General features: G+C 43.0%; 15 protein-coding genes and 1 pseudogene. 8 read left to right on the forward strand and 8 right to left on the reverse strand.

Annotated elements, in window-relative coordinates; all coding sequences use genetic code 11:
- Window positions 1-98: 98 nt before the first annotated feature.
- The 4 genes and pseudogenes from QL898_RS07125 to QL898_RS13825 form a co-directional block, all read right to left on the reverse strand.
- On the reverse strand, window positions 99-3491 hold the full coding sequence (locus QL898_RS07125; protein ID WP_290176301.1) for a BRCT domain-containing protein: 3393 nt from the start codon (window positions 3489-3491) through the stop codon (window positions 99-101).
- 608 nt (window positions 3492-4099) lie between these two features.
- Window positions 4100-4840, reverse strand: a complete 741-nt coding sequence (locus QL898_RS07130; RefSeq protein WP_290176302.1) for a peptidase — start codon at window positions 4838-4840, stop codon at window positions 4100-4102.
- A gap of 42 nt (window positions 4841-4882) precedes the next feature.
- Window positions 4883-5668: a transglutaminase family protein gene (locus tag QL898_RS07135; protein WP_290176303.1), complete on the reverse strand. Its 786-nt coding sequence runs from the start codon at window positions 5666-5668 to the stop codon at window positions 4883-4885.
- Window positions 5669-6534: 866 nt separating this feature from the next.
- Window positions 6535-7827, reverse strand: a pseudogene (locus tag QL898_RS13825) (circularly permuted type 2 ATP-grasp protein); the annotation flags it as partial.
- Window positions 7828-8246: 419 nt separating this feature from the next.
- On the opposite strand from QL898_RS13825, the gene QL898_RS07145 reads away from it, so the two are divergent.
- Window positions 8247-8885, forward strand: coding sequence for a GDSL-type esterase/lipase family protein (locus QL898_RS07145; RefSeq protein WP_290176305.1), 639 nt, complete (start codon window positions 8247-8249; stop codon window positions 8883-8885).
- Between the two features lie 166 nt (window positions 8886-9051).
- Here QL898_RS07145 and QL898_RS07150 read toward each other — a convergent pair whose 3' ends face one another.
- Window positions 9052-10146: a DUF2855 family protein gene (locus QL898_RS07150; protein ID WP_290176306.1), complete on the reverse strand. Its 1095-nt coding sequence runs from the start codon at window positions 10144-10146 to the stop codon at window positions 9052-9054.
- A 33-nt stretch (window positions 10147-10179) separates the two neighbouring features.
- Entirely contained in the window at window positions 10180-11619 is a 1440-nt protein-coding gene (locus tag QL898_RS07155) for an FAD/NAD(P)-binding protein (RefSeq protein WP_290176307.1), read from the reverse strand.
- Between the two features lie 118 nt (window positions 11620-11737).
- On the opposite strand from QL898_RS07155, the gene QL898_RS07160 reads away from it, so the two are divergent.
- From QL898_RS07160 to rhuM, 5 genes are all read left to right on the forward strand, one after another.
- The gene (locus QL898_RS07160) at window positions 11738-12322 is read left to right on the forward strand and encodes a TetR/AcrR family transcriptional regulator (RefSeq protein ID WP_290176308.1); all 585 of its coding nucleotides are present in this window, start codon (window positions 11738-11740) and stop codon (window positions 12320-12322) included.
- Between the two features lie 236 nt (window positions 12323-12558).
- Entirely contained in the window at window positions 12559-14613 is a 2055-nt protein-coding gene (locus tag QL898_RS07165; RefSeq protein ID WP_290176309.1) for an autotransporter domain-containing protein, read from the forward strand.
- Between the two features lie 174 nt (window positions 14614-14787).
- Window positions 14788-15531 carry a M90 family metallopeptidase gene (locus QL898_RS07170; protein WP_290176311.1) on the forward strand — a complete coding sequence of 248 codons (744 nt, stop codon included), beginning with the start codon at window positions 14788-14790 and terminating at the stop codon, window positions 15529-15531.
- A gap of 191 nt (window positions 15532-15722) precedes the next feature.
- Window positions 15723-15890 carry a hypothetical protein gene (locus tag QL898_RS07175; protein WP_290176312.1) on the forward strand — a complete coding sequence of 56 codons (168 nt, stop codon included), beginning with the start codon at window positions 15723-15725 and terminating at the stop codon, window positions 15888-15890.
- Between the two features lie 21 nt (window positions 15891-15911).
- The gene (rhuM, locus tag QL898_RS07180) at window positions 15912-16082 is read left to right on the forward strand and encodes a RhuM family protein (RefSeq protein WP_356638712.1); all 171 of its coding nucleotides are present in this window, start codon (window positions 15912-15914) and stop codon (window positions 16080-16082) included.
- A 136-nt stretch (window positions 16083-16218) separates the two neighbouring features.
- On the opposite strand, the gene QL898_RS07185 is transcribed toward rhuM, so the two are convergent.
- Window positions 16219-16887 (reverse strand): hypothetical protein, encoded by a 669-nt coding sequence (locus QL898_RS07185; RefSeq protein WP_290176313.1) that lies wholly within the window; start codon window positions 16885-16887, stop codon window positions 16219-16221.
- A 201-nt stretch (window positions 16888-17088) separates the two neighbouring features.
- Here QL898_RS07185 and QL898_RS07190 point away from each other — a divergent pair, with 201 nt between their 5' ends.
- Entirely contained in the window at window positions 17089-17580 is a 492-nt protein-coding gene (locus QL898_RS07190; RefSeq protein ID WP_290176314.1) for a hypothetical protein, read from the forward strand.
- 1310 nt (window positions 17581-18890) lie between these two features.
- On the forward strand, window positions 18891-20156 hold the full coding sequence (locus tag QL898_RS07195; protein ID WP_290176315.1) for an integrase arm-type DNA-binding domain-containing protein: 1266 nt from the start codon (window positions 18891-18893) through the stop codon (window positions 20154-20156).
- A 54-nt stretch (window positions 20157-20210) separates the two neighbouring features.
- Here QL898_RS07195 and QL898_RS07200 read toward each other — a convergent pair whose 3' ends face one another.
- Window positions 20211-20885, reverse strand: coding sequence for a helix-turn-helix domain-containing protein (locus QL898_RS07200; protein ID WP_290176316.1), 675 nt, complete (start codon window positions 20883-20885; stop codon window positions 20211-20213).
- Window positions 20886-20996: the final 111 nt, after the last annotated feature.

The following is a 20996-nucleotide window of genomic DNA, read 5'->3' on the forward strand; positions in this document are numbered from 1 at the left end:
TTATCTCAGTTGAGGTGACGTCATATTTTTTTGAGTATCTTTTTTTGAATATAAAAGCTTGCTAGTAGCTATTTATCTATATCTGTTTGCCAAAGCCGTTAAGCCGATGCCACTGGCTGCAGATTTTTAGATAGCTCAGGATAGCGATGCAATAGCCGTGTGACGGCAACCAAACACGCATGACGCTCCATCTTGCCTGCCGAGTGCGTAAAGGTGAATAGTGTTGGTATAATGAGCGCTGCAAAGGTGCTGTCAGCCAATGCCACATCACGAAAAGTCTCAATCAAAGCCAATTTGGCACGACTCGCAGATATGGGTTTTAGCGTGATATTGCTATCTGACTCAGTTGCCTCATATGACTGTGATGATGCTGATCTTTTATCTGAGTAGCGTTGTTGTTTATGCTTACTGCTGTCACTAGCAGCCGGCTCTTGCGAACCGCCTAGACGGCCAGGTGGTAGCTCAAAAAGACCACGGCGTAGCAGCATTAGTAGCTGATCGATTTCTGCAGGCAAGCGTGCCAAACATCTATCTGACTGCTCTGTTATGACTGGTTGATTACTGCTGTCTGTATTTTTGACAACATCTTTATCGGTGCTGGTTGGTTGCCAGTTTGGGGATACGTGACGCGCCTTATAGTGTTTCCATAGCATGGTCACGGCGGCATAACGTACTTCTCGGTCTGTGCTTTGGGTTAATCGATATAGAGACTGCACATCTTGGAAGTTGGCGTGGCGCTGTAGTAGGGTGATACCGATTTGGCGAGCGACTCGCGCTTTGCTTTCAATCAACGCATTCAACATGCCAGCATTCAATTGTGCTGACTGAACGTGATAACGACGATTGGCAACAGAGGGCTTATCCAATAGCGCACGCTTCAGCAGTTGCGTGACCTCAGTATAGGGAGATTCTGCCATCATCAGCCATAGGGCTGGCGTCGGTTGCCACGTCGCCATTTCATACTCACTCAGTAATAAGCCAAATGCTCGCAGCTGGCTGTTACGGTGTTGCAACAAAGGAATGACACGCTCCGCATTAAAGAACGAAGAAGGAATAATCGCATCGGGATCGACTGGTCTGTCTGTCAGTGCCATACAGATCTGTTCATGATGATGACTGAGGTAGCTGATCGCAAGCTCGCTGATAGGTGCAGTAGCGTCATCTGTTGCCATATGCCACAGTGCGTTAGCACCTGCAAAAGTATCGTCTTCAGACACCTCTCTCGATTGACCACTTAGCATCTGCAAAAAGGCAGTTTCGGAAATAATCTTTAGCGGCGCACCATCAGCGATTAAGCTTTCGGCTTTCACTTGCTTGCTACCTTTACGGCCATTACCGTATAACGGTGAACCATCATCACCGATGACCAAGTAATCTAACTTGCCGTTGACGGCGCTGCTAATAGCACCATTAGCCGCTTTCACAACTTTTTCGGCCTCGCCACGAGTCATGCTTTGCATCTTGCCTGTGAATAAATAGCGCTGGCCGGTTAAATCTACTTCAGTAGCAGCATCGCTATTTGAGTCTTTATTGTCAGTGCTATTACTGGAAGCATTGTCAGTAGAGTCGCCTTCATTGCTGTCGAGATATGCGATAAAGTCGGCAGGCAAGAACCCTTTGTTAATGCGTTCAATCGCAAATTCACGATAGAGTGCTTGTTCGCTATGCGCAAGGTTCATAAGCCAGTCGAAACCTAAATCTATCGGCGCAAACCGACGCACATCAGACAGCCAATCTCTCACGTTTTCTGCTAAGTACTCATCAAAAGCTAAGTGCTTTTGCCAGTTTTTAATAGAAGTATCAGCAGATTTTAATCGTTCAATATATTCACTCACTTGCCAATCACGCTCATAGGCAAGCGCATGCCAATAGCTCATATCAAGCGTCGCGGCTGACAGTACATCTTCATCAAACCAATCGGTAATAGTCGCTTGCGATAGTGGATGTAATAGCAGTATTTGCCATACGGCAGCATCTACTTGGCTCAAATCCAAACGTCTGAGCTGGTCCAACGCAAACTCCATACAGTCGCTGTCGTTATTAGCAGAGAAGTCGTGTACTTCTGGTATATCTAGCTGCTGGGCAACACGAATAAAGTATTCAATCCCTAGGTCTTTGGCACTATAGAGCTCAGGTAGTTTTTTTATGGCAAATTTTACGCTGTGTGTTCTGCCGCTAGTCAGTCGTTCAAAAAACCACTCAGGGGTCAAATCGCGCCTTGTAAAGTGTTTGCTAAGTTGTTTGCTCGCGGTTTGATAGTGATGTTCGGTATCTAATAACTGCCCCCAACCGTTGACACCAATATCAGCAACAGGGTCACGACTCAGGATACTATTGATGGCAAATGCTCTAACAGGCTCATAATCTGACATGGCAAGTAACATCAGCTCAGTGAGTGATAAGTCCTGAGCATAGCTTTTGGCATAGCCAATCGCATATTGATAGGCGGCAGGATAGTGTGAATGGAGTAGCTGCAGTACCACTTGATGCAAGCCCAATGTTTGAAATTTAGACTTTTCAAAATGCGGTGAGTTTTCCAATAGCCAAACTATCATCTCATCACGCGCTTTGCTGTGCGCTTGTCCGGCAGATAAATATTGTAGCGTCTCACCACTCACATCACGTAATTGGGTCTTAAAGTCGTGTTTTAGGCTATCGGTTGCGAACTGTCTGATAGCCTCGTTTTTGGCGATAGCCAATAGCTGGATAAGTGGTTCTGGGTCTCGTTGCCACGCCTCAGAGAACGCGCGACCTTTAGCATCAAAAAGCTTGCGAGGTGAGCGGCTGCTGAATCGATTGACGCCATAATCAAGGCTGTTATGGAAGCAGATATGATTGAGTACCCAGCTGTTCGTTTGTGCAAGGCTGCCTGCCGTCATGGCTGCGTCATAGCTGGCGAGTACAGAGACGGCAGCATCAATATAGCCAATTGGCATTTGCTGTCCCAGTTGACGCAAATAACGCCATGCTCTAAGGCTCATATAGGTTTTTGTAGCTAGGCTGACCGCAGAGTTGGCGGTTTGATTAAAACGCTGCAAATCAATCTTGGCAGCTATTTGTCCAAAAACCTCATAATCTTGAGAAAATTCAGCTTGCTTATAAATACGCTTTAAACCCTTCCACACACCATAGCTGATTGGCAAGGCCGTAATGGCTTGTTTTAAAATAGTTCTAGAATACGCGCTGCCATCTTCCCACAGTGCGGTCAGTATTATGTGGATTTTGTAGCGATCTGGGAGAGGGTAAACGCCTTCGTCTGCTTCCAATTTGGCAATCATTGCCACGCGCTCTGCAAACTGTACTTCGGGATGTTGCTCCCGAAATTGATGACTAAATATCTTATCTAAAAACCGATCAAAAGTAAGCTCATGCTCAGGGATGGGCGACTCAGGAATATCATTAACTTGTGTTGCTAATAAACATAACTTATCAACCAAGCTAGGATCTTGGGCTTGCCAAGCTTGCTGAATTTGTGCGAAGGACAGACTCATAGAAATTTGCCTTAATTTTTATTTTGTCGGTGCGCGTAATTTTGTAGCATTATAAAAGCGCGTTTCACAGAAAATATCAAGGACTTTTGTAAGGAAATATATGGACTGCGACATATAGCGTCGCGCATGATTTTATTTGCAATTATATATTGACAATAATAACTGTGATGAGGCAAACTTAACGAGTTGTGAGATTTAGCGTTTCACCGTTTACGGTGAGGGGCGACGTTGCGTCGTCCACGAGTCAAGCCATTACATTTTACCCAAGGAAGACTGTTTCAGTCCTGCTAATACCTAGATAAAGGCCCTAGTGTCATTAGCTCGCTGGCGCAATCACGCAATCGTGATTGAGCTAATGCACTAGGGCCTTTATCTAGGTGCAGTCCAGTGAGTCTTCCATGTACCAGGTCATGAGGTAGATTACACAACAATTGAGTGCTACATCATTATGATGGTATTCAAGGCCTTTAAAGCAAAACCGGAGTAGCGCTGTTTATTCAGCGCTACTCCGGTTTTTTATTGCTTGATTATTAGTTGATAATAAAAAAGCCCTTTGTCTATCACAAAGGGCTTTTTAGTGCAGAAAATATGATTTTATACGGAGCTATTTATCCCCAATAACCATCAGGACATTTAGGTAATTCAACTAACGTGCGACGTAACGCATCTGACCATTTATGACGAATCGTATTAAAGTATTCATCACGCTCATCAATACGGCGACCTTTAGGTAAGATTAAACTGTCATTTTCATAAAGCACAAAATCTATCGGCATACCTACTGACAAGTTTGATTGGATGGTTGAATCGAATGAGAGCATCAGCGCACGTGCCGCGTGTCTCACATCCGTGTCATAGCTGACAGAACGATCCAAAATAGGTTTACCATACTTGCTTTCACCCAACTGAAAAAACGGCGTATCTTCTGTGGCTTTGATGCAATTGCCTTCAGGATAAATCAGGTATAACTCAGGCAGATGTCCTTTAATTTGACCACCAAGCATAAACGAGCTAGTAAAGGCCCCATCACGACTAGAATTAGCGACTGCTTTTGCATGATTCATAATATCACGCATACATTCGCCAACCATTTGCGCCGCATCAAACAACGTCGCTACCGTATTGAGGTTGCTCTCAGCACGCTGGTCAATGTCGTTTTGTAGTTTATTGAACACTGCCTGCGACGTCGCTAAGCTACCCGCTGTCTGTAGCACCATAAAGCGCTCGCCCTCAACGCCATATTGATATAACTTTCTAAATGTCGATATGTGATCAACACCGGCATTGGTGCGCGTGTCACTGGCAAAGACCATACCGTCTTTTAGACGAATGGCAGCACAATAGGTCATAAGATACCCTTGATAAAGAAAAATTGTAGAAAACAGCAAACGCTATGATAGCTTTTTGACTAATACCAAACTGTAAAGATTTTCGTAACCGCCACCCATACGCACGCCGCGAACAGGTGCCGTATCTAGATAATCTCGCCCAATCGCCACATACACATGTGAGTTTGGGGTAAATGCCTGATTTGAGATATCAAAAGTATACCAGTAACCATCTAGCCAAACCTCAGCCCATGCGTGACTGGCCATGTGATTTTCGGTATCATCATACAGATAACCAGATACATAACGCGCTGGAATCTGTTTATCGCGCAAGATGCTTAAAAATACATGCGTATGGTCTTGGCACACACCGGCACTTGTCGCAAATGCTTCAGCAGCGGTCGTACCCACATGCGTGACGTCTTTAACAAAAGGCATTTTCATAATAAGGGCATTCGCCATTGCTTTTAAGCTGTCATGAGTAGGGGTTTTTAGATATGGCGCTGCAAATTCTCGCATCTCTTGTGAGCATTTGGTCAATGGGGTTTGTACGGTAAATAGCAGGTAGGGGACATGATCCATATCTTCTAGTCGTTCGGTTTCGGTATTGATCTCAACAATACCCGACGCCTGCATTTGTAAGTTGTTATGTGCTTCGTTACGACTGAGCGTGAGCCATGCATTACCAAAGCCGTCCTTTTGATTGGTCGCCACTTTAGGGAGCATGACATCCCATTTATGAATGGTTTGGTGTGGCATTTGCATAGGGGTCATGCGTATATACTGTACACTGCGCTGCGCCAGCTCATCGTAATAATAGTTGGTTTGGTGACTGATTTGAAGTTTCATGGCATTTTCCTTATAGCATCTTTCTATTTTCTGTTTATTCCATATGTCTCATGAGCCATTATTATTGGTTTTTGGCTAGACACCTTCTATACACCTTGACGCAATATGAGATTGAACTCTTTGCTAATCAGCGCAAAATCACTAAATTTCTTTGACCTAATCATCTGGTTGGTCAAGCGGATAAGCTCACGCCAGCGCGTATTTTCCGGTAACTCATTAATCCAGTGTCTGAATTCAAAACTGACCTCTGTTGAATCTTCTCCCAACAAGACGGCACGCTCAAGCTGCTCAAAGTGACGCCCTAATTGCCAAAAACAAGTCACTGTCGGATTTTCTTGTTTCATCGCAGCGTTACACGCGTGTAGCTGCAAGGTCGCCGCTCGATACGTGCCAGCACTCGATAAACGCTTGATCAAGTTATACAGCTCAGCGGTATCTTTACCAATGACGCCTTTGGCCTCTTGGACATTGTCCTCAATCGATTGCACAATATTGGGTATGATGTTTTGTTCCAAGTCAGACATCATTTGTGCTTTCATGGTGGTAAGTGACGCTTCACCATCAACGGCAAACCCTAGATGACTGATTAAATGCTTGATCTGTGATTTTTTGAGATCGCCTTTGATGAGCTGTTTCATGACATCGTCATAGTAATACAAGCGCTCACTATATCGGCCTAGCCATATTAAGTGACTGGCGGTAGAGAGTAGCAGTATCATGGGCGCATCATCTAAACTCTCGTAACCGGTTTCTAAGGGCTGGACGCGATTATAGTAGTTCGCATGCCCTAAAGCGTTGCCTGTAGAATTGACACTTACTGAGGATAAAGGCGCGCACTTGTCGGCTTGCTGGCTGTCTAAATCACTGTCATCAATAACCCATGTGTCTTTGATACCGCCGCCTTGCGATGAATTGACGACCAACGAGCCTTCAACCATGGCCACTCGTGTCAGACCACCAGGTACGATATCTACCGTGCCATCACCATGACTGAGAATAAAGGGACGCAAATCAATATGACGCGGTGCGATACCATCGCTCACGGCAGTGGGGTTGGTAGATAGTGAGATGGTTGGCTGAGCAATAAAGCCGGCTGGATTTTCAAGCAGACGCAGGCGATATTCTTCGATTTCTTCTTTGGTTGATGTCGGACCAATAAGCATCCCATAGCCGCCTGAGCCTTGCGTTTCTTTTACCACCAGCTTGTCCAGATTATCAAGCACATATTTGAGATCATCAGGCTTACGGCACTGGTAGGTCTCAATATTAGGTAGGATAGGCTCTTCATTTAAGTAGAACTTAATCATATCTGGTACAAAAGGATATAAACTCTTATCATCGGCCACGCCCGTACCTGGTGCGTTTACGATAACGACGTTGCCAGCGCGATACGCACTCATGAGCCCCGACACACCCAAGATAGAATCTGAGCGGAATGCTAAAGGATCGATATATGGGTCATCAATGCGGCGGTAGATGACATCGACTTGTACTTTACCGCGAATACCTTGCATGTAGACTTTGCTGTCCTCAACGACCAAATCATAACCATGAACGAGTGGTACATTCATCTCATGCGCTAAAAAAGCATGCTCATAATAGGCACTATTAAAGCGACCTGGCGTTAAAATGACGACTTGCGGATCATATTTGGATGTTGAGCTGGCAAGACAGGCTTTGAGACGGTTGGGATAATCACTGATGCCCATAATAGGGGTGTCAGCAAATATATCAGCTAAGAGGGTCTCTGATATATTGCGGCTCTCAAGCATATATGAGACGCCTGACGGGGTGCGCAAGTTATCCTCTAAGACACAGAACTTGCCAGACTCATCACGAATTAGATCGATACCACTAATGTGAGAGTAGATTGGTTTGTCGAGCTCAATGCCCATCATCCACGGCTCATAGCAGCCACTGGCATATACATAGCTGGCAGGGACGATATCTGCCTTCATGATGGCTTGGTCATGGTAGATATCATGTAAGAATGCATTGAGAGCGGTGATACGTTGTTTACAGCCTGCTTCTATTTGTTTCCATTCGCTCGCGGCAATAATGCGTGGAATGATATCAAACGGAATCATACGCTCGATGTTTTTGGCATCGCTATAGACGGTAAAGGTGACCCCTTTACGATAAAAGATATTTTCTGCTTGTTCGTTTAGGTAATTGAGGGCATCCATGTTGATGTTATCAAGCCAATGGCCAACAGCTTGTGCCACTGGGCGATACTGACCTTTACCTGTTTGGAGTTCATCAAAACTTGGTGCGCGTGATGGGGGAGTGTCTGTTGAGTTACTGTCTGCTGACTTATTTTGTGATTGACTCTGGGATTGAGATGATTTTTTATTCATAAGTACCTCACGTATCCTTGGTAAAGTTATACTTTATGATGAATACACTGTCTATGCTAAGTAGAGTAGCACTTGTACTGCGCCCAACAGGTAGTCTATCTCCTGTATGAACTATACAACGGTTACTGAGCAATATACAACAAGAGTTAAATAATAGATTTTTAAAAACTTGAACCTAATTCCAATAAGTTTAACTCAATAGAAACAGTAGGAGAGAAGACATGAAGCTACGTGGTAGGTTCTTAATGCTGGCAGGTATAGGGTTGTCAGCGACTATCAGTGTGACTGGCTGTGGTAGCGAACCACAACAAGATATCTTGCCTGCTGGTAGCACAGTGGTCGCACTTGGCGACTCATTAACCTATGGTTACGGCGCAAACCCTAAAACAGCGTATCCTACGGTGCTAGCAGAGCTAAGCAAATGGAACGTCGTTAATGCAGGCGTCAATGGTGACACTTCTGCAGATGTGCTTACTCGCGTGAATGAGATTACTGAGCAAAACCCTGATTTGGTCTTACTGGGTGTGGGTGGTAATGATGTATTGCAGCGCATTTCGCCTGATACGACGCGGGCTAATATCATCGCGACTATAGACACTTTGCAATCCAACAATATTGATGTTGTCCTAATCGCTGAGCCGTATTTCAGTACTAGTGCTTTGTTTGGAAAGGTAAGTGATAATCTACTGTATGAAGATATTGCGGAAACTGAAGGCATACCTCTGTATTCTGATGGCTGGTCCACTGTACTGTCAGATGATGCATTGAAATCTGATAAAATTCATGCCAATGCGGCAGGCTACAGACAGTTCGCTGAAGGGTTGCATGGTTATTTAAAAGAGGAAGGTTGGGTACATTAAACCGCGAATATTAACCTCGAAAACGGTCAGTAGGGTGTATGCGTTTGGTATCTAGAATACAATACGGAAAAAGCAGAGCGCCTATTGACTAGGCTCTCTGCTTTTTTATTTTATTAATGGCTAATAAGTAATGATTTCATGGGAAGATATTTATAATGCAGTACTCTTATTCATCGTCACCCATGACGACTACCAAACCTTCATCAGCGGCTATCTTACCTTCGCAGATATCTTTATAAACCTCTAGTAAGCCATTAACTCCATCAAGCTCTTGAATCTTTAACCACGCACTAGTTTTTGCAGTGCTATTCATGATGTAACGCATAGAGCGTTTATTGAACTCTTCAGGGCCCCATTCTTTCATACGTTGCTGTACATGACTGGGTGCAAAAAACTGCTGGCTACGTTCTTGCATGATACCTTCGGTATGACGTGGCTCGTCCCAGTGCGTGAGGCCGACATTGCTGGTATAGCGCATGTTATCGCCTAAGTGCTTATGTAGACGGCTAAGCACGTCAGTATTGGCCGACATATCGACAATAACCGTCGGCTTAGTTGCATCAATTTGCTCTAGCGTGTCATAGCTAAGCACACTGTCATAAGCGTCAATTGACTTAACAAAATCCACATGACGGTTTGATGTCAGACCGATAACATGCGGTGCATCTTTATCATCAGCTAGGCCATATGCTAAGCCAGTACTGGTCTTACTAGAGGCACTGATAATCACCACTTGCTCTGCACCAAACCAATCATTACCCTTCAATAGATCATGTAAGCAAAATGAGGTTAGGTGCAAGACAAACAGCAGCATGCGCTGATCGTCATGGATGCGGTCATAGTCTCGTTCATGATTGACGCGCTGATATAGGTTATAACCGGGTGGTAGCTCGGCACGATGGACACTACCATCAAGTAAACTGGTTTGGGTGACTCGCTTGGGTGTTATGATTAATTCATTGGCGGGCGGGAAATAACCAAATAATCGCTCACCGACAGGTAGTGCATCACTATTGGACTCTACAACATCGCCAAATCCCCAGACTGGAATAATACCCCATTTCTCAGGCTCGTCACCATTTGGCGAAAAAAACTGCCAATAGCGTAATTGGTCACCCATGACCGCATAAGTAATATTATTCGCAGTAAAAGCAAAGCGATCAACTTTGACACGTACTTCACCATCGCCTAGGGTATGTACAGGCGTCTCTTGTAGGCGAGCTTGAGTTAGGTTTGCTTTATTGGTCTGAAATTCTTGCATGGTTATTTCCTTTTTTATTTTATAGTTATCAGATTAAGCATTAGCAGTTTTGGCTTGACGTGCTGCCGTAATTTGCATGATTTCACCCATGAGTTTGGGCATGTTGGCGGCAGCTTTTGGTCCTGCTTCTTTTAAACGCTTAAGAATAGCAAGCTCTTCAGGGGGCGTGTCTTCGCTGGCTCGTACCAATTTGGTGAAGCCATCTAAGCGATTGTTGATCATCCATTCACGTAGCACAGGCTCCTTTGACCAACGCATCTGATTCTGCATTTGTTTAACAAGGCCAACCAAAAAGTCCGTATCATGATTTGGAATTGGCACCACTTGGCACAACTCATTTTTGATAGTTTCATCATCATAATTAGCCTCGATGTGGGCGATAAATGCGGCACTAAATACAGGTTGATAGGTACGTACGGTTTGCACCACCACGGTATCACCTTTGAATACATCGTACGTCTCTGTCACTGGTACTGCCCGTGCAGAGCAGTCGATATGCATGGTGTTGGGGGTGGTAGAAATGCTGTCCTCACCAAAATAAATCTTGTCAGTATCTAAGCGGGTCACGCGACCTTTACGTACAATGTTTTTAACACGGCGTAACTGCTTGAGCTCTTCACTGCTAATGGTAGCGCCATGGAACATTTGCGGGCGTACATTTGGATCAATACGCATTAATACGCCGCCTTTTTCTAAACGATTAAACAGGTCTTCGATGTTTTCAGCTTCAGCAATCGCTTCTGCTTGAGTGGCCTGTGCTCCAATAGTATGGGTGAAAAAATCACGAGAGGGTTGGGTGTTTTTACGATCGATCAGCCAAGCATCTCTTGGCATAATCCACGTAATATAGTCTGGATCAATTTGATTCTCTAGTAGCCATAAAACCGCATCAATACCTGTTTTTCCACCGCCGATAATCACGTAACCATCACGGGGTTTGGTTAGACTCGGCAAGTCATTTAACGGGCCAAACTTAACACCTTCAGCAATCTCAAAGTTTGGGGTATGGGTCGCTGGTACTGAGGTTTTAAAATAAGTGCCATCAATGATTTTCTTGTTGACCTTAACCTCATAGTTGGTATCAGACAGTAATGATGAAAACTTGCCGTCGCCTTTGTACTCACACATCGGGAAGTACTTCACGCGGCCACTTGGTAAAAACGTGTGCTTCATGACTTTATCAAAGTACGCCATGACTTCTGCGCCTGACGCCAGCTCAGATAAGCCTTTATTTAAACCAATTTTATCAATCATACCGCCGCAAAGCTCACGTGAGCTAACGCCATAAAAAGACGACGGCTGATGTAAGGTGACAAACGAATAGGCATCGTTCCAATGACCACCTGGCTTATGATGTTTATCAACGATAATAATATTAGCATCTGTTTCTGTGAGCAGCACATCGGCAAAAGCCATGCCCACCGCGCCACTACCAATGATTAGATAATCCGTTTCTAGCTGTTGAATACTCATAGCGTCCTTACTCTAAGTTGAGTTTCTATCAACACAATCAATTTATAATCGTTTGTGTATAACAGTGTTATATACTAGAATAACACTGTTATAATTGTCAAGACATAGTGAGAATCTAATGGATGCCAGAACCAAAATACTAAATGCCGCATCTGAGCTTTTCTTAGAAGGGGGCGGAGACACCTTGAGTGTACGCGCTATATCCAAGCGGGCAGGACTGTCCACCATCGGTATATACAGTCACTTCCAAGGTAAGCAAGGCATACTAGATGCGCTGTACATAGAAGGGTTTAATCTTGTCCGTGAAGCTATGGATGTCATTCCAGAAGGCAAGGCAAGCAAAGAGCAAGTGCTAGAGGCGTGCCTAGGGTATCTTAATGTAGGCGAGAAATATGAAGCACACTATCGGCTGATTTTTGGGGAATCTGATGCAGGATATCAGCCCTCAATCGAGGCCATTGCAGCAAGAGATAGTGCCTTTGCAAAATTGGTACGAGTGGCGGGTTCTTATTTATCAGAAGAGGCTAGCGTGACGGAACGTCGTCAAATAGCGTTAGATATCTGGGCCATCGTACATGGGTACGTCAGTATTAGTCACCATGTGGTGTTCGCCGATGGACTGGAGCTAGACTGGAAGACGATGGCACTTCGTGTGGTTGGAGTACAGTTGGATGCCATTGACCTAACCAAAGCTAAGCCTTAACAAAGCCTTCCCGAACAACCCAGTAAATCAGCAGTATGAAGGTGGCAATGAATATTAAACAGCGATTCGTAAGTATTGCTCATGGATAGGTAACTACATAGGTACATAGTGTTTAAATAATCCATCGCTTTACTTAAAAATCAAATAAGCAAACATATGTCTTTTATCTTGTAAACTGCATTATTTTAGGTTATTTTTCACTGTTGATTACCGTTCTTTAACCAAGGAGAAGCAGTTTGGATACTAACTTATCACCGCTTAAGATTTCAGTGGTTGCGACGCTGACACTGCTTACAGGCTCGCAAGTATTTGCAGAGGCCAAGTATGGTGATTATGGGACAGAAACCGCGCTGACGCTTGCCCGTGACTATGCTGGTCGTTATACAGGTTCAGATAAAGAAGTCCAAGCCGCTGATTATATGCAGCAGCGCATGACCATCGATGGCAGTAACAACCAAGTCAATCGTCAAACGTTTGATTTCGTAGCGCCTCGTGGTTTATTCAGAGGTCAGACGTTAACGAGTAATAACGTTGTCGTAACCCAAAAAGGCAGTGCTGACACCAACAGAACGCTATTTGTCGGCGCACATTATGATTCTGCCGTCGCTTATCCAAACTATGAAAATCTAGAAGCGTTAGACGATAATGCTTCTGGGTCTGGCGTCTTAACTGAGTTGACCAAAAATCTGACAGGTATTGAGACAGAGCATGACATTCAGTTTGTGGCATTTGGTGCAGAGGAGGGCGGTCTCAATGGTTCAAAGGCGTTTGTTGATCAGCTCACGGACGCAGAAAAATCAACAGCGTTGGGTATGATTAACCTAGATAGTCTGATTACAGGCGACAAAATGTATGCCAATGCAGGGCGAAATGCTTACGACAATGATGGCGACGAAGTGGCTGCCAATGTAAGTTTGCGTGAAAATGCACTGCGCATCGCTAAAGAGCTTGGTATTACACTGGAAGTCAATCCAGCCATTATTGCACCAGGTGAGACCGAACCCTACGAGCCTTATGGCGTTGGCTGCTGTAGCGATCAGGAGTCTTTTGATAGTGTCATGCAGGTCGTCGGATTTGAGGCAACCAACTGGGGCCTTGGGCCTGATTATGATGGTTACACGCAAACTGAAAACCCGGATATTCCAGGTGGCTATACGTGGCATAACCCTGCATTAGATAACGAAGAAGTGCTTACTGCGGCCTTTGGTGAAGAGCGCATAGCACAAAGAATGCGTGACTACTCTCGTATCATCAGCAGATTGATTGTGGAGCAAACCAATGCTGATATCATTGCATCAACCAAAAGTGCGCTCAATCTTCAAAATACAATGGGCACTGCGTTAAAAAATAATGCTACCGACTCGCACTCAGCGGTGCTTGAGCGCGCCAATGCTTTAGCATTACATACTCTCGATGATGCGCAGCTTTTTGATACCGAGTCGCGTACTCAGGTTTGGGTAGATGGCTCCCAAAGCTACGTGGATGCTGATGAGGTGCAAGAGGGCATTCGCGCCAATATTGGTCTATATGGCGAATATATGGTACAGCCGAGCTGGCGTGTTGGTGCAGGTGTGCAAGCGGCCAATCAAAACAATAACACCGTAGAAAACGGTATTAAAAAAGATACGAGCTATGGCATTCAAGCCTATTCGTTACTGGGCGGAAAAGACACGGCTTGGTGGAACACCACGTCTCTAAGTCTGTCTAAGCACGATTTAGATGTCAATAGAACGGTAAAACTAGATGGTAATGACGGCATAAACATTATCAACAATAGCGAACGCGGTGATGCGGATGCCGATGTGTTTAGCGCATACAATGAGCTTGGCTATAATTTCCTTATCAAGAAAAACGTCGCGCATGGTGCATTTTTGGGTCTGAATTACAGTGATACAGATATAGATGGTTATACCAGTGGTAATGCAAACTCTCACACTGCGTTAAAGGTTGATAGCACCTCTAGCGAGGCATGGGATTCAGAGCTTGGTTACCAGTTACAATATGGCTTTGATTTGATGGGCACGCCTGCCAAACTTCAAAGCAAAATCGCTTACGTGCATGTTATCGACGATGGTTTAACCGATAGTTTATCGACAACGTCTTTAGCTGACGGTCAAACAAGAGAGGTTAGTATCACTCAAGTAGATAAAGATGACGACTATGGACGTTTTGAGCTGAGTGTGAGTAACAAGGTTCATAAAAACGTTTATGCGTATCTGAATGGCGATACAACCTTTGCGCGTGACGATAAAGACAGCTCAGTGCAACTAGGCTTGCAATATCAATTTTAAATCTTGATGTGTGAATGTCAGACTGCGCTGCTCAATAATTCATTTATGAGCAGCGTTTTTTGCTTATGCATGTCAATATATTACTTATAAGGGCGTATTACTGATTGCCGCTACAGTAACCAGATTCAGTAATACCAATATGTGCAAAATACTAAAAGAATAGGGGTAGCGTATATGTTTGGCATCATAAAAGACTGGCGTGAACAGCGCATACTAGATAATAGCGAGTTTACCCATGCCGATTGGATGCATGCGGCTGAGCGTATCGTGATACTCGATAGATTAAGTGTTGACGAGATGACACATTTATTTGAGCTAGCAACGTTATTTTTGGCTGATAAATCTATCACTGGTGCACAAGGTTTTGAGATTACCCATGCTGTCAGACAATCTATTGCACTACAAGCCTGTTTGCCGATCTTGAACTTAGGTCTTGACTGGTATGCTGGTTGGTCATCCATCATCATTTATCCTGGCTCGTACAAAAGCAACAGTACCACGGTAGATGAGTTTGGTATCGTCCACGAAGGCACTCAGCACCGTAGCGGAGAAGCATGGCTGCGAGGGCCTATTATTCTTTCATGGAAAGATGCCAAGCACTCAGGCGAACGTGACGGACACAACGTTGTCATTCATGAGTTCGTACATAAACTCGATATGATGAATGGCCGTGCCAATGGCTTTCCGCCGCTGCAACCTGATATGGATCCTGCAAACTGGACACAGATTATGAGCCGCGATTTTGAAGATTTTCAAATACATCGCAAGTCAGGGCTTGATCGTTATGGCGCAACCAATCCTGCTGAGTTTTTTGCGGTACTCAGTGAAGTGTTTTTTGAAACGCCGCAAAAGCTGGTCGATGCTTATCCGGATATTTATGAGATTATGGTGAAATTTTTTCGTCAGACGCCGTTATAAGTGATATTTATAGGGATAGTGATAGTAAGCTGTATTCAAGACAGCATAAGCATATTGGAATTGGGGAAGCTGAGGTGACTAACGCTATAAGTGATAATGTGGCAAAAGTAGAAATCTATGAAAGTGCTGATGGAAAGGCGCAAGTGGATGTACGTTTTGAGCAAGAGATTGTCTGGCTGTCATAAGCACAAATGACCGAGTTGTTTGGTCGTGATCAATCAGTAATTTCTCGTCATATCGCCAATGCCATAAAAGATGAAGAAATCGCTGAAAAAAGCAATATACAAAAAATGCATATTGCAAATTCAAACCGTCCGGTGATTTTTTATGACTTAGATGTGGTTATATCAGTAGGCTAACGAAACAAACCTCCTCAAGGCGTGCAATTTAGGCGTTGGGCAACGCAGCGACTACGTGAATACTTAGTACAAGGCTATACGCTCAATCAACAGCGCTTCTATAAAAACTCAAGCAAGCTACAACAAGCGCTAAAATTAATCAAAAAAACCGCACAAAGTTCCGAGCTTAAAACTGACAAAGCTTGTCATTAAAAACTATACCAAAGACCATGTAGTACAAGCTTCTATATGTATTTTCTCGAATATATATAGCATTTATCACCAGATAGAGTAGGCTGCTCATTTAAACAAGTCTTATAAAAGTTGTCGGGCAACCTTTCTCTACACCTTAAACCGTCCATTGATCATTAATGATAGCTACCAGATACCGTTTACCTTGATACTCATCAAATACTAAGCGCAAAACACGCCAGTCCATACCATCATACTCATCCGTGCCTTTATAATAAAATTCTACAACATCTGATGTTTGGTATATCTGTTTTAAGTTATTGATAGAATTACCGTTATTTTTGAATTCATTGACATTGATGCTAGCATTGTTGAACTTTTTACCATCCACCCAAGTATCTAAATAAGTAGGTAACGGCATGACCTGAAGATCGCCAGTACCGTCTTTTTCGCCCCAAGTAAATTGGATGTTGGACTGCTGTAAATACTGTGCAAATTGCCCTCGGCTAAAGACTTTGTCTGACTCAGGCCGTACATAAGCGTACATCGAAAAACGAACGCCACGTGTTGGATGGATATCATTAGTGATTCGAGAAAAATCCTTATTTGCCAGTGCGCGCTGTATACGTAACGCTTGCTGTCTAAGGGTTTGCTGGCTGATATCAGCATTACTAGGTGTTGATGAGCTACTGGTTGGCTGAGATACAATAGCTTCACTAGACTCAGAAGCAGACTGACAACCCGTCGCAGCTAGCGTAAATAACAGAAGGCTGCTAGAGGCTAATGTCGCAGATTTTTCCTTAAAAAAAGCAGGTAATGTCATCATAAAATCATCCTTAGCACAGTTATTAGCGAAAGAAACATCGCTATAAATTGTCATGGGAACTGGTAAAAAATACCATAGAAGCGCTATGTAATCGATATTTTGGTAAGTAAACCTGAATGATACGATAATACAGCAGAGTCCGAATATAGGTATGATGTAATAGTCGTAACACTTATAGGACAGAAGCTCGCTGAGAATAAGATGCCAACATATAAATCGCTGACATTACTATTGACCATAGGACTGATGACTGTCGGTAACGCCATAGCCGATGTATCAAAAGTAGATCAGAAACAAAATGCCATGGCTGATATAGAGATTGCGACTATCACGAAAATGTACCAACAAGATATTGATGATCAAGGTATGAGTCATCCTGTCGTGCTGCAGCAATATGCTGATGCTGACTTGCAAGCAGCGATGCAGCTTGAGCAAGAATATTTTGAGAAAACTCAGACGTCCTGCAATATAGATTACGATGTACTTTGGAACTCGCAAGATCCTGACTATACGCAAGACAAAAAGTTTTCAATAACTGATCAAGGATTGGTTCAGGTTAGCTTGGCGCAAGGTAGCGATATTTATTATGAGTTGTCATGTGATGACAAAGATAAAACTTGCCAAGTCGCAGACGTGGTTTTAGATCAGGATGGCAAAACGTTGCGGAATCATTTATTTGAAACTTGTCGTTAGTAAGATTTTATAACCAATGACAAATCTGAGCTAAAGTATAAGAATGACATGATATAAATGGTTTTTCTCCTAACTACTAAAACCGTTGGTTTGTTTTCGCATAATGTATATTATGTTAAATGAAGTCTATTAAGTAGTAGGCTCAGGTCTTACTGGTTATAGAATCAGGATTATCAGATACTTCTAATGTTACTGGATATAAACATCCTACCAAAATGTTTAGCTCTTACCGACTAACTCTGTCCTGTTAATTCAACCGAATCTTTTGCATGATAGTTCACGCTTGATCAGTTTTACTTCTAATAAGCATCTCTGACAGGTATATTATTACATCGGTCACCTAACGATTTATTAGGCATTGAGATTTGAATGCTCTATATGATTGGCCATTAATATTCTATGCTTCGCTAAAATACTAATGGCTACGTCCAAATATGTTCTTATCTTTTTATTCGAGATGATCACAGCTGCTCGTCTACGATAGTTTATTTATTATCTGTGTCCGCCGGCTAAGTCTTTAATATAGATATGCTAATAGCCTATTTTTGATAACCATCATTTGTGTGGCTAGACATCTACTAAGATTACCAACCTATATCTAATTGCAAAAACTCAGCCAGACGTTATAACTCCTTCGAATATTTCTAATCTTATCTAGCCTTCAACACTATGCCTAAGTCATCACATATAATCTTTCAAATTTAAATAGCAGACAAATTGTTAAATCATTAGAACTGACTCTATTTTCTTTTGCGTAGCGATAAATCTTATCTACCCCCAAACAGCAGTCCTCTATTTATTGTTACCAAGCCATTTTTAAGATGAATAAGCTGTCTATTGACATTTTTTAAAATATTTGGCCTTTCGTTATATATTTTCTATATACCCCTCAAAATTGATGCATTCTAAATTTGCACAGAACAGTACTATGACCCTGATTTTTATATTCTGTGCGAGTACAGGAGCACGTGTTTTGTAGAAAATATGCTCAACTCCTTGCCGAATCACTCATGGATATTATAATCGCATTTAACTATGTATCGAAATAACTGGTAGAAATGCTGTGTAACCCTCTCAGCGTATAGCCTACTCAATATTTGGTCACTATGCTATAATTATCCCCAAGTGAACCTTGGGGATAATTACGTCTTAAAAACTATTATCTAAAAGGCTTTACCAACAACACTAACGAATACCAGTGTCCATGATAGTGTCCAATACTTCTATATTTTTCTACAGAACAGACTTTTTATAAGTCATCAATCATAAACCTATCATCAACCTTAATTATCATATGACGGATATACATTATGGCTATCGACACAGCAAACGATATCAACAAGCTCGAATGCCGAGACAAAGATTATTCTGTCAGTGTCTCAGGTGTAGCTGGCTTAAGTCTTCGTATTTATCCAAATGGCAAAAAGGAATACTACTTACGTTACTCCCATCCGCATATCGAGGGCAAACGCCCTAGGATGATGTTGGGTAAGATTGAGGATGTCAGTCTCCATGAGGTTAAGTATAAAGCAGACACCATTCTTGATATGGTCGCAAAAGGCTCTGACCCTAAAGCTATCCAGCAAAAAGAACAAACCAATAAATATACTCACCTAAAAAACGCACCATTTTCTGAGATTGCAAAAGCATGGCGAGAACACAAAACAGCAGGTCGCAATCAAAGTAAATCTAAAAAACTGTCATACAGTGAGTCAACCCTCAAGTTCTGGGATTTATGTCTAGGGTATATGCGCCAAGAGATTGGTGATTTAAGAATGGACGATATCACCAGTGAGATGATACTGAGTGTGTGCGAGTCGATTCAAAACAATGGCAATCAAGCGACTTTCGTTGGTGCGAGCACTCGGCTATACACTGAAAAAGTCTTTTCATTCGCTGTTGCTCGAGGGTTGTGCGATAGAAATGTAGCTGTCGATACCCGTGGTGAGCTTGCCCCTGCCAATTCAGGCAATCACTTACCAGCCATTACCAAACCAGAGCAATTCGCAACTCTCTTAAAAGATATGTCCAACTTTAAAGGCGCAAGTAAGATTACACTAGAGGCTATGAACCTACTGCCGTATGTATTTGTACGTAGTATCGACCTGCGCTCGATGCGTTGGAATGACATCGATTGGGATACTAATACATGGGCATTCTCCCCGACTAAGGGCGAAGGTCGTGACGATATGGTCTCGCACTTAGTTGTTCCCTTAGCCACGCAAGTAATTGCGCGATTACGAAATATTCAATCAATTACTGGGCATAAGGAATATGTATTTGCCTCGATGCGCGGTTCAAGCAATGCTTATATTAGTAAAGCGACGTTGGTGCAGATATTCCACCGGCTTGGATACAAAGATGTGCAGTGTGCGCATGGATTTCGAGCATCCGCTAAAACTTTGCTCATGGAACAGCCTGAGCTACGCTATTCTGACATCGTCACAGAATTACAGCTAGGCCATCGAATCAAAGACACACATGGCGGGGCTTACAACAGACTTGATGAAATCGATACTAGGGTACAGATGATGCAAGATTGGGCAGATTATATAGATGAGCTTCGGAGTCGTTAGTTGGAGTCGTTAGAGAGTTATTTTAGAGTCAAGAACCATATTTTTTGCTTTTATTTATGGTTCTTTGAAATGTATTTTACGAAAGTTCACAGGGGACATGCCAGTAAACTGCTTAAACTGTCGACTAAAGGCACTATGATCACCATATCCACAATTTAAGGAGACTTGAGTTACTGTTAGCTTATGATTCGCTAATAGTCGAATGGCATGCTCTAAGCGCATTTTTTGTACAAACTGAATGGGTGACATATTGAGTACTGCTTTGAAGGTACGCTCCAATTGCGATTGACTAAGATTTGCCAATTTCGCCAATTGACCAATATTAATCTTTTGATCAAGATTGTCTCGTACGTATTGATCTACGCTTGCCAATCGAGCGTGTTTGCGTAATATCCGCTCGTTATCTTCATCAATATCTACTGATATACCTACCATTGCTACAATATGATTTTTTACATCATAGACGGGGATTTTTTGCGTGATACACCATCCCAGCTGTCCTGACGCATAGCTATGAAGTTCTAACTTATCAACAATCTCCCTGCCTTCCCTTAACACTCTCAGATCCTGATTGAGATAATCCTTGCCTTGAGACTTCAAAAACACTTGCTCTGTAGTTAGTCCTATTAGTGCTTTTTTGTTTTTAAGCCCGCTACGTTTAATGAGCGTTTTACTGACTAATCGATAGCATGCTTGGTCATCTTTAACAAAAATGACCCCTGCTGTCAATCCCGTAGAACTAAACTTGGGAGATTTTAGTTACGCAGCTTGACGATAAAAGTCAAACCACAGCTGTCTTGGCGATTTATAGCCCAAACCCTTTTGAATCCTTGTTTGGTT

The organism is Psychrobacter sp. APC 3279 (genome assembly GCF_030407795.1).
GTDB lineage: Bacteria > Pseudomonadota > Gammaproteobacteria > Pseudomonadales > Moraxellaceae > Psychrobacter.

Coding starts and splice junctions, on each gene's coding strand:
- QL898_RS07185 (WP_290176313.1), bottom strand. CDS start 16,887: ATGATGACATTACCTGCTTTTTTTAAGGAAAAATCTGCGACATTAGCC.
- QL898_RS07145 (WP_290176305.1), top strand. CDS start 8,247: ATGAAGCTACGTGGTAGGTTCTTAATGCTGGCAGGTATAGGGTTGTCA.
- QL898_RS07130 (WP_290176302.1), bottom strand. CDS start 4,840: ATGACCTATTGTGCTGCCATTCGTCTAAAAGACGGTATGGTCTTTGCC.
- QL898_RS07135 (WP_290176303.1), bottom strand. CDS start 5,668: ATGAAACTTCAAATCAGTCACCAAACCAACTATTATTACGATGAGCTG.
- QL898_RS07195 (WP_290176315.1), top strand. CDS start 18,891: ATGGCTATCGACACAGCAAACGATATCAACAAGCTCGAATGCCGAGAC.
- QL898_RS07190 (WP_290176314.1), top strand. CDS start 17,089: ATGCCAACATATAAATCGCTGACATTACTATTGACCATAGGACTGATG.
- QL898_RS07160 (WP_290176308.1), top strand. CDS start 11,738: ATGGATGCCAGAACCAAAATACTAAATGCCGCATCTGAGCTTTTCTTA.
- QL898_RS07175 (WP_290176312.1), top strand. CDS start 15,723: ATGACCGAGTTGTTTGGTCGTGATCAATCAGTAATTTCTCGTCATATC.
- QL898_RS07155 (WP_290176307.1), bottom strand. CDS start 11,619: ATGAGTATTCAACAGCTAGAAACGGATTATCTAATCATTGGTAGTGGC.
- QL898_RS07125 (WP_290176301.1), bottom strand. CDS start 3,491: ATGAGTCTGTCCTTCGCACAAATTCAGCAAGCTTGGCAAGCCCAAGAT.
- QL898_RS07170 (WP_290176311.1), top strand. CDS start 14,788: ATGTTTGGCATCATAAAAGACTGGCGTGAACAGCGCATACTAGATAAT.
- QL898_RS07150 (WP_290176306.1), bottom strand. CDS start 10,146: ATGCAAGAATTTCAGACCAATAAAGCAAACCTAACTCAAGCTCGCCTA.